This is a genomic window from Escherichia sp. WS3063 (assembly GCF_046486595.1).
Classification (GTDB): domain Bacteria; phylum Pseudomonadota; class Gammaproteobacteria; order Enterobacterales; family Enterobacteriaceae; genus Escherichia; species Escherichia coli.
This window is the reverse complement of the sequence record NZ_JBJQKY010000019.1, coordinates 83,021-93,205: the sequence shown is the minus strand read 5'-3', so window position 1 is coordinate 93,205 and position 10,185 is coordinate 83,021. Positions and strand designations below refer to the sequence as shown.

Here is a 10,185-nt window from a genome sequence, read left to right as displayed (position 1 = left end):
CATATCCCACCGGCAGAAGCAGAAAAAGCTTATTATGCTTCCATCGGAAACGATGATCTGGCAGCCTGAGTTCACAGATAAAACACTCTCCAGGAAACCCGGGGCGGTTCAGAAAGTACACTATTTCTGGAAAAAAGGCGTATTTACCAGTGGATGCTTTCTCCTTTCTATGACATGAAACACAGTGCAACAGGACCGCTGAATGACTAACGGGAATTTCAGACAAATTATAAATCAGCTTGATATGCGCTGGCGACGTCGTGTTCCGGTTATTCATCAGACGGAGACCGCTGAATGTGGACTGGCCTGCCTGGCAATGATATGCGGTCATTTTGGTAAGAATATTGACCTGATATCTCTTCGCCGGAAGTTTAATCTCTCGGCCCGTGGAGCAAACCTTGCAGGAATCAATGGAATAGCGGAGCAACTGGGGATGGTCACCCGGGCTCTTTCACTGGAGCTGGATGAACTTGGTGCCCTCAAAATGCCGTGTATTCTCCACTGGGATTTCAGTCACTTCGTCGTGCTGGTCAGCGTAAAGCGTAACCGTTATGTACTGCATGATCCGGCCAGAGGCAGAAGATATCTCGGTCGGGAGGAAATGAGCCGGTATTTTACGGGCATTGCACTTGAGGTCTGGCCCGGAAGTGAATTCCAGGTGGAAACCCAGCAGACCCGCATAAGTCTCCGTTCACTGATTAACAGTATTTACGGTATTAAAAGAACACTGGCGAAAATTTTCTGTCTGTCAGTTGTAATTGAAGCAATCAATCTGGTAATGCCGGTGGGAACTCAGCTGGTTATGGATCATGCGATTCCGGCGGGGGACAGAGGGCTGCTGACGCTTATTTCTGCTGGCCTGATGTTCTTTATATTGCTCAGGGCCGCGGTGAGTATGCTGCGTGCATGGTCCTCACTGGTTATGAGCACGCTCATCAATATACAGTGGCAGTCGGGTCTGTTTAACCATCTTCTCAGACTGCCGCTGGCGTTTTTTGAACGCCGTAAATTAGGTGATATCCAGTCGCGTTTTGGCTCCCTTGACACTTTGAGGGCCACCTTTACCACCTGTGTGGTTGGGGCAATCATGGACAGTATTATGGTTGTAGGTGTTTTTGTGATGATGCTGTTATATGGAGGATATCTTACTTGGATAGTTCTCGGTTTTACCATGGTTTACGTTCTTATTCGTCTGGTGACATACGGCTATTACCGGCAAATATCGGAAGAAACTCTTGTCAGGGGGGCCCGGGCCAGCTCCTATTTTATGGAAAGCCTGTATGGTATTGCCACGGTAAAAATCCAGGGTATGGTCGGGATCCGGGGAACACACTGGCTTAACCTGAAAATAGATGCGATCAATTCAGGTATTAAGTTAACTAGGATGGATTTGCTCTTCGGGGGAATAAATACTTTTGTTGCCGCCTGTGATCAGGTGGCGATTTTATGGCTGGGTGCAAGCCTTGTGATCGATAATCAGATGACAATAGGGATGTTTGTGGCATTTGGTTCTTTTCGTGGGCAGTTTTCGGATCGGGTTGCTTCGCTGACCAGTTTTCTTCTTCAACTGAGAATAATGAGTCTACATAATGAGCGCATTGCAGATATTGCACTACATGAAAAGGAAGAAAAGAAACCGGAAATTGAAATCGTTGCTGACATGAGCCCGGTTTCACTGGAAACCACTGATTTAAGCTACCGGTATGACAGCCAGTCAGCACAGGTATTCAGTGGTCTGAATTTGTCTGTGGCTCCGGGAGAAAGTGTGGCTATAACTGGTGCCTCCGGTGCCGGAAAAACCACATTAATGAAAGTATTATGTGGACTGTTTGAACCAGATAGTGGAAAAGTACTGGTTAATGGCACGGATATACGTCAACTTGGAATAAATAATTATCACCGTATGATAGCCTGTGTTATGCAGGACGACCGGCTATTTTCAGGATCAATTCGTGAAAATATCTGTGGGTTTGCAGAAGAAACAGACGACGAATGGATGACAGAATGTGCCAGAGCAAGTCATATTCATGATGTGATAATGAAAATGCCAATGGGGTATGAAACGTTAATAGGTGAACTGGGGGAAGGTCTTTCCGGCGGTCAAAAACAGCGTATATTCATTGCCCGAGCTTTATACCGGAAACCTGGAATATTATTTATGGATGAGGCTACAAGTTCTCTTGATACAGAAAGTGAACGTTTCGTGAATGCTGCCATAAAAAAAATGAATATCACCCGGGTGATTATTGCACACAGAGAAACTACCTTGAGAACTGTTGACAGGATTATTTCTATTTAAAATCCACTGGTGTAACTTTGTAAGGAGTTTTGTCGATGGGGGAGGTTAAGAAGGATATAAAAATAACAGTGATTGCTTTTGTTATCAATTATCTGTTCTTTTATATTCCGGTGTCATTATATCTTAGTTATTACTATGGATATAATTTTTTTAATCTATATATGTTTTTTTTATCACTTGTAGTTACATTTTTATCGTTGTGGTTAAACGTGAATTTTTACTTCTTCACAAATCTTATAGCGAAGGTGTTGAAATGAGAAAACTATCTGAAAATGAAATAAAACAAATATCTGGAGGTGACGGGAATGACGGGCAGGCAGAATTAATTGCTATTGGTTCACTTGCTGGTACGTTTATTAGCCCGGGATTTGGTTCTATTGCAGGGGCTTATATAGGTGATAAAGTACATTCATGGGCAACGACTGCGACGGTTAGTCTAGACTGGCCCCCTGAATCTCCAGACAACCAATATCACTTATTTAAGTGATAGTCTTAATACTAGTTTTTAGACTAGTCATTGGAGAGCAGATGATTGATGTCTTAGGACCGGAGAAACGCAGACGGCGTACCTCACAGGAAAAGATCGCAATTGTTCAGCAGAGCTTTGAACCAGGGATGACGGTCTCCCTCGTTGCCCGGCAACATGGTGTAGCAGCCAGCCAGTTATTTCTCTGGCGTAAGCAATACCAGGAAGGAAGTCTTACTGCTGTCGCCGCCGGAGAACAGGTTGTTCCTGCCTCTGAACTTGCTGCCGCCATGAAGCAGATTAAAGAACTCCAGCGCCTGCTCGGCAAGAAAACGATGGAAAATGAACTCCTCAAAGAAGCCGTTGAATATGGACGGGCAAAAAAGTGGATAGCGCACGCGCCCTTATTGCCCGGGGATGGGGAGTAAGCTTAGTCAGCCGTTGTCTCCGGGTGTCGCGTGCGCAGTTGCACGTCATTCTCAGACGAACCGATGACTGGATGGATGGCCGCCGCAGTCGTCACACTGATGATACGGATGTGCTTCTCCGTATACACCATGTTATCGGAGAGCTGCCCACGTATGGTTATCGTCGGGTATGGGCGCTGCTTCGCAGACAGGCAGAACTTGATGGTATGCCTGCGATCAATGCCAAACGTGTTTACCGGATCATGCGCCAGAATGCGCTGTTGCTTGAGCGAAAACCTGCTGTACCGCCATCGAAACGGGCACATACAGGCAGAGTGGCTGTGAAAGAAAGTAATCAGCGATGGTGCTCTGACGGGTTCGAGTTCCGCTGTGATAACGGAGAAAAACTGCGAGTCACGTTCGCGCTGGACTGCTGTGACCGTGAGGCACTGCACTGGGCGGTCACTACGGGCGGCTTCAACAGTGAAACAGTACAGGACGTCATGCTGGGAGCGGTGGAACGCCGCTTCGGCAACGAGCTTCCGGCGTCTCCAGTAGAGTGGCTGACGGATAATGGTTCATGCTACCGGGCTAATGAAACACGGCAGTTTGCCCGGATGTTGGGGCTTGAACCGAAGAGCACGGCGGTGCGGAGTCCGGAGAGTAACGGCATAGCAGAGAGCTTCGTGAAAACGATAAAGCGTGACTACATCAGTGTCATGCCCAAACCAGACGGGTTAACGGCAGCAAAGAACCTTGCAGAGGCGTTCGAGCATTATAACGAATGGCATCCGCATAGTGCACTGGGTTATCGCTCGCCACGGGAATATCTACGGCAGCAAGCCAGTAATGGGTTAAGTGATAACAGGTGTCTGGAAATATAGGGGCAAATCCAGTGGATATCTGGGATGCCCCGGGAAGTCACCTTTCAGACGGGCGGAGGGCTGGTGAGTTATCCGCGATTACTGAGCAGTATGGATAATCCTTTTTCACAGACTTGTCAGCAGCCAGCATTTATGTTCTTTTATCTGAGGGAATTTATCTGTCTGCTGTGTCGGAATATCTCAGTTATACAGAAATCAGGCAGGAATAAATTGTAGTGGAAAGTCGATGTTTACCGGATGACTGATGCGCGCTTGTACACAGACAGTGTGTTTCAGTAATATGGAGAATAATGAAATGAATAACACAGACACATTAGAAAAAATAATCAGACACCAAAAAAACAAAGACCCCGCATATCCCTTTCAGGAGCATTTGTTGATGCAACTCTGTATTCGCGCAAATAAAAGGATGCAGGATAATATATCTGAATTTCTGGGGGCGTATGGAATAAATCACTCAGTGTACATGGTTCTCACCACATTATTCACAGCGGAGAGTCATTGTCTGTCACCTTCAGAGATAAGCCAGAAACTGCAGTTTACCAGAACTAATATTACCCGCATTACAGATTTTTTAGAAAAAACCGGATATGTAAAAAGGACGGATAGCAGGGAGGATCGCCGTGCTAAAAAAATCAGTCTGACATCTGAAGGTATGTTTTTTATTCAGAGGCTCACTCTTGCACAAAGCATGTATCTGAAAGAAATCTGGGGTTATCTGACCCATGATGAACAGGAACTGTTTGAAGTCATTAATAAAAAATTACTGGCGCATCTTGATGATGTCAGCTCATAAAGCGTGAAATGCCTGAGTATGCCGGATAGCTTCAGGCAAAAGAATAATGATTCTTGCAGACGTGTTTTTCCGGATACAAAAAAAATGATAAAAATTGCAGCGCCAGGCATCTTTCAAAGCAGGGAGACCTGTACCGCGTCGAAAATTTCAGCCAGTTAATATCATTGTCTGAACCAGGCACTTCGCCCGGGCAGGAGAAGAAGCGTGGTTGCGGTCATCCTGTGTACTGAAGTCGTTATGAAGGAAAAATACAAATAATTGCCCATTTTCTCTGTACAATAGTAAGCGTAAACTGACCGCCGTATGTAGCCATTAAGCCAGTATTGGTAACGTAGGTGCCCACTTTTTCAACTGAAGTGCGGGTTTATCAAGCTGGATGAAGAGTTCTGCACGTGAATAACCCAACTTCTGCATTATTTTGTTATTCAGTCTTTCCAGCAACTCCCGAATGCGCTGATTAAGCGATGCAAGGCTGTAGAAGATCTCATGCCTGATTCGGGCCATGATCCAGCGTTCAACAACCTGAACGCCAACTTCAGCTTTGGCTTTATCTTTCGGTTTACGTGGCCGCGCAGGCAAAACTGCGACATTATAATGCTCAAGCATCTGCTGGTAGGTAGGGTTAACGTCAGGATCATACTTACATGCCCTGGATGTGGCGCTTTTCAGATTGTCCGGAACAACAAGTTCAGGAACGCCACCCAACCACTGGAAGCAGCGAACATGACTCATCACCCAGTCTTCAAGCTGCTGAGACCAGGTGGCCTCTGCCCATGTATAACTTGATGCCCCGAGAACAGCTACGATGACCTGAGCAGTTCTTATTTCTCCGGTCTCAGGGTCGGTAACGCCAACGGTAGGTCCACAGTAATCAACGAAAAGTTTTTCGCCAGCTTTATGTACCTGACGCATTGATGGTGAAGTGGTTTTGAGCCATTCACGGTACATCCGGCAGTAATGGTTATAGCTGTAAAAACCGCCTGGATTACGCTCACAGTATTCTTCCCAGAGTAGCTGCAGCGTCACGCATTTATTACGCAGTTCCCGGTGTACTGTAGCCCAGTCAGGCAGAGAGTGCTTCTTCATCTTAACCTGGGTCTGAAGGAACGCATGTTTTAGTTTTGTATCATCCCATCCTGTAGGTAAGGGCCACTGCTTTATGCCAAGTTGAGCCGCCCGATTAGCATATCTGGATACAACGGAAGGGGAGATTGCAAGACTACGACCAATTTGTCGATGGCTGAGTCCAACACCGTATTTAAGCCTAAGAATTTCTTTAAGTTTTCTCATAGAAATTGGAACTGTTGGCATAGGTATCCTTTACCGGAATGGCAAAAGATACAGATCAACACACCTGTGAAGTTCCAATAACATTGATGGAGATCACTGAATAACAAAATGAGTCAAAAGTGATCTCCATCGATGTTATTCAGCGATCTGTTCAAATGTTATTACCCGATCTCGATGGAAGTTATTGAGTGATCTCCTTTCATGAAAATACGCATTCGGTGTCATAAGCAACGAGAGTATTTGATTCCTTTATGGCGGCCTGGTGCAGAGCTGCCCTTTCCCAGGACCTCCATATAATTTTTGTAGCGGCAGTCAGTGGCGCACTCAGTTAACTATTTTCACTTCAGTAACTTTGAATGAGTCGGGGCTGCCGTTAAAGGTGTTAATGAAGGCTTGTATTTTCCACTTCTGGCCTGGTTCAAGATTGGATGCTGTGTCGATTGTTTGACCGATAACTACTCCATCTTTTAAAAGATTAAATTTTACATAAGCATTTTTGACAACAGAGTTTGATTTATTTTCAGCATAACCCACAATTGCCTTCGTCCCACTTGGGGTGTTTTCCACATGAAGGTTAGATAGCGCTATTTGAGAATTACCTACAGCCAGGGCATGACAACTAGCGATTGATAAAACAGTACTTAAAATTATATTTTTTAAATTCATATTCACCTCAAGTTAGTCGTTAATCGAGCTGGTTATTTTAACGCCTCAGATAACCTTGTTGAATAGTTTTTCATCGTCAGAAAATTTTCAGCTTTGTAAATAGAGTTTATCGCCGCCCCGTCACCCTGTCTTACGTATCCTGTACGCACTGTCTAATTCTAAGGGAGGTGCGAATGCTTTCTGTTCCAGCATCATCCTGTCGTCTGGTCGGTACTGTGGGGATGCTGTTTCTTTTCACCCTTGCCATACCCGTTCAGGCGGCTGAACGCCGAGGCTTAGGTCGAGCAGGGTAGTAGAGTGGTTTTTTTAACGGCTGGACACTTGATCCCGGACCGTTACGTGCTGGTTGATGCTCATCAACAGCCTGTAGATTTCACTCAAGGTGAATATGGGTTACTGCTGGCGTTGGCTCAAAACTCCCGACGAGTCTTAATCTGTGAGCAATTGCTGGATTTGATCCACGGTGAGACCACTGAGGTATTTGATCGCACCATCGATGTATTGATAATGCGTCTGTGTCGCAAAATAGAGATCAATCCCCATTGGTGTTTTGCAAGTCCGATACAACGGTTAGCCAGCTTCTGGTCGAACTTGAGCTGAAGGATCTTAAAACAGGTATCCATAGTGCTCCTGGATATTCTCTTTTTGGACATTGACGTCTCCATTGGTTTAAACACGGCAATGGAGACTGCGGTGAAAAGAGTTAATTCCCGGAGTGACTGGCTGGATGCCAATCAATGATCGGAAGCATGCCAAACTGTGAACGGAGATGGATGCCGCCAAATCATAATCGATTCAGATGCCATATTTGCAATATCTCGTTAATCGTCTGTTCAGCCGGGATATATTAGCGGGCCAGGGATCCGGGAAAATGCCACCTGATTGCCACCAGACAATTTTTTCTTCAGAAAGAAAACAGTTAATTAAGGCGGAGGTAAAATCATGGACTTCATCAGAACGTCCTATAATCGTTAAATGGCATCTCCTGTCTCCAAACCGCCCCAGAGTTTCTGCAAAGCAGAGCGCTCTTCGTGGGTCAGGTGATTATCAGGGGCTGCCAATACACCGGAATTCCAGTAGCTGATAAACTCCAGATTGATGCTTCCTGCGGCCTGGTTCCAGAGCAGAGCCATGTCAGGTCTTCCTGGTAGCCAGAAAAAGCCTTTATTACGATAATTACGTAGCGTTCAGTGATGATCTGCTAATAATATTCTGTCGATCCGCTAAGTGTCAGTGTATGCGGTAAGCCCGCCCTTGAGTCACTATTTGGCAACTGCTACATCTAAGGTGACGTTATTCGCTGGCGCCGATATTTTCTCGATGGGAGATAACCCTGCACACTATGCAGTGTAATACTCGAGCTACTGCAAGGTTACGCAATTCAGTCTTTACTGCCGTTCTTACATTCGATTTGGGTATGAAGGCTTTCATCGTTTTAACACCTTTCTGCAATTCCATTGTTCTGAGAGCTTTCCACCGCTGTTGTACAAGGTACATGGCACAGTTGTGTCATTAACTTCTGTATTTCGTCAGTGAGAACCCGGTGATTACGTAGTTCATCTTTTGTCCAGTGGATTGGTTGCCGTATAAAGGATCTTATCAACAAAGCACAGTTCCTCTATGTCAGCGACGACGTAGTGCTATGGCTCTTTCCCAAACGCCCATTTCTGACTGTTCCTGCAACGCCGGTTAGCTGTCACTATTTTTATGGATTCGATAAAAAATCTTCATCATGTATGATCGATTTTGTCGATCGATTCGATCGAATTTTCTCCTTTTACCCTGCCTTTTGCATGGTTTTAAAATAGGCAAAATTACTTGTCATTCGTGGAAAGTGATGGCGGAGATAACTGAGCTTAAAACGTTTCTCTTGTCTCCGTCACTTGCCATACCAGCCAGGAAAAGAAGATGTCAGCACAAGAAAAAACAGTACAGATTGATTCTTTTGATGCGAAATTTTTAGATATAAATACATTAAGCAGGCTTATTTATGAACGTAAGAGTTTTGTGATCGAAAATGTTTCCGATGTTAGTGAAACGGTAAAAAGAGTGGGGCATGAAATAGAGAAAACGAAATTAAGTTGTCGTGTATATACTGAGTACAGGAGTACAGCTTTAGCTGGTTCTTTATGGTCACCAACCGTAATTCTGGGAGTGGCGAGTGCAGTAGCAATAGGTGTTCATAATTTATCTACATGGAACCCCGATTATGAAATCGGTAAGAACTATATTAAACGGAGATTATCGGTAAAATATAAAAAGGCAGAAGTATTGTGATCGGTTACTCCAGTGCCCCTGCCTGTTTGTATTCTGGGGAGGTTGTATTCACATAATTTCAGACAGGCGTTCACGTCCTCACTGAGAAGATATATTTATTTTGTGTAGATTAAAAGTCTGGCTTCCGTAGTGTGGAGTGTTGAGGCTGCCTTTAGTCCGGTTTTTAAATATTAAAAATATATATTAAAATGATGATGCAATAATGGAGATAATTGAAATGAATAAGGTTTTTGTTGTTTCAGTGGTGGCCGCAGCCTGTGTATTTGCAGCAAATGCAGGAGCAAAGGAAGGTAAAAGTGGTTTTTATCTGACCGGTAAAGCCGGTGCCTCTGTGGTGTCACTTTCAGACCAGCGTTTCCTGTCAGGAGATGAGGAAGAAACATCAAAGTATAAAGGCGGCGATGACCATGATACGGTATTCAGTGGCGGTATTGCGGCCGGTTATGATTTTTATCCGCAGTTCAGTATTCCGGTTCGTACAGAACTGGAGTTTTACGCTCGTGGAAAAGCTGATTCGAAGTATAACGTAGATAAAGACAGCTGGTCAGGTGGTTACTGGCGTGATGACCTGAAGAATGAGGTGTCAGTCAACACACTAATGCTGAATGCGTACTATGACTTCCGGAATGACAGCGCATTCACACCATGGGTATCCGCAGGGATTGGCTACGCCAGAATTCACCAGAAAACAACCGGTATCAGTACCTGGGATTATGAGTACGGAAGCAGTGGTCGCGAATCGTTGTCACGTTCAGGCTCTGCTGACAACTTCGCATGGAGCCTTGGCGCGGGTGTCCGCTATGACGTAACCCCGGATATCGCTCTGGACCTCAGCTATCGCTATCTTGATGCAGGTGACAGCAGTGTGAGTTACAAGGACGAGTGGGGCGATAAATATAAGTCAGAAGTTGATGTTAAAAGTCATGACATCATGCTTGGTATGACTTATAACTTCTGACGACACTGCTCCTGAACGATAATTGCGTATATTCTGTAATTAAGATAATTGCATATCTTCTGCAATTAAACAGAAATACCCTGCAGTCTATTACTGCAGGGTTGTCTTTTATCTGTTTTACAGATAATTTCTGATTTTTATT

At 44.8% G+C, this 10,185-nt stretch carries 7 protein-coding genes and 3 pseudogenes; 7 read left to right on the top strand and 3 right to left on the bottom strand.

Annotated elements, in window-relative coordinates; translation table 11 throughout:
* The first annotated feature begins 202 nt into the window (after positions 1 to 202).
* The 4 genes from mchF to sfaX all read left to right on the top strand — a co-directional run bounded on the left by mchF (position 203) and on the right by sfaX (position 4,852).
* Complete coding sequence (mchF, locus tag ACJHYW_RS17730; protein WP_001368208.1) at positions 203 to 2,299, top strand: microcin export peptidase/ABC transporter MchF; 2,097 nt, start codon at positions 203 to 205, stop codon at positions 2,297 to 2,299.
* 253 nt (positions 2,300 to 2,552) lie between these two features.
* Positions 2,553 to 2,786, top strand: a complete 234-nt coding sequence (locus ACJHYW_RS17725) for a colicin V family bacteriocin (protein ID WP_049043355.1) — start codon at positions 2,553 to 2,555, stop codon at positions 2,784 to 2,786.
* 41 nt (positions 2,787 to 2,827) lie between these two features.
* Positions 2,828 to 4,056 (top strand): IS3 family transposase gene (locus ACJHYW_RS17720; protein ID WP_105075185.1). Its coding sequence is split into 2 segments (ribosomal slippage): positions 2,828 to 3,143 and positions 3,143 to 4,056, totalling 1,230 coding nucleotides; the frame shifts between segments, so codons are not numbered across the junction.
* Between the two features lie 244 nt (positions 4,057 to 4,300).
* A complete protein-coding gene (sfaX, locus tag ACJHYW_RS17715) occupies positions 4,301 to 4,852 on the top strand; it encodes an HTH-type transcriptional regulator SfaX (RefSeq protein ID WP_001445604.1) in 552 nt (183 codons plus the stop codon).
* A 351-nt stretch (positions 4,853 to 5,203) separates the two neighbouring features.
* Here the strand turns inward: sfaX and istA are convergent.
* Positions 5,204 to 6,163 (bottom strand): annotated as a pseudogene (istA, locus tag ACJHYW_RS17710) (IS21-like element ISEc12 family transposase); the annotation flags it as partial.
* 303 nt (positions 6,164 to 6,466) lie between these two features.
* A complete protein-coding gene (locus tag ACJHYW_RS17705; protein WP_001049879.1) occupies positions 6,467 to 6,808 on the bottom strand; it encodes an FxLYD domain-containing protein in 342 nt (113 codons plus the stop codon).
* A gap of 305 nt (positions 6,809 to 7,113) precedes the next feature.
* On the opposite strand from ACJHYW_RS17705, the pseudogene ACJHYW_RS17700 reads away from it, so the two are divergent.
* A pseudogene (locus ACJHYW_RS17700) lies at positions 7,114 to 7,351 on the top strand (winged helix-turn-helix domain-containing protein); the annotation flags it as partial.
* 252 nt (positions 7,352 to 7,603) lie between these two features.
* Here ACJHYW_RS17700 and ACJHYW_RS17695 read toward each other — a convergent pair.
* Positions 7,604 to 7,983: pseudogene (locus ACJHYW_RS17695) on the bottom strand (GTP-binding protein); the annotation flags it as partial.
* Between the two features lie 733 nt (positions 7,984 to 8,716).
* On the opposite strand from ACJHYW_RS17695, the gene ACJHYW_RS17690 reads away from it, so the two are divergent.
* Entirely contained in the window at positions 8,717 to 9,085 is a 369-nt protein-coding gene (locus tag ACJHYW_RS17690; RefSeq protein ID WP_049038853.1) for a hypothetical protein, read from the top strand.
* A gap of 217 nt (positions 9,086 to 9,302) precedes the next feature.
* A complete protein-coding gene (locus ACJHYW_RS17685; RefSeq protein WP_001045028.1) occupies positions 9,303 to 10,043 on the top strand; it encodes an outer membrane protein in 741 nt (246 codons plus the stop codon).
* Positions 10,044 to 10,185 lie beyond the last annotated feature (142 nt).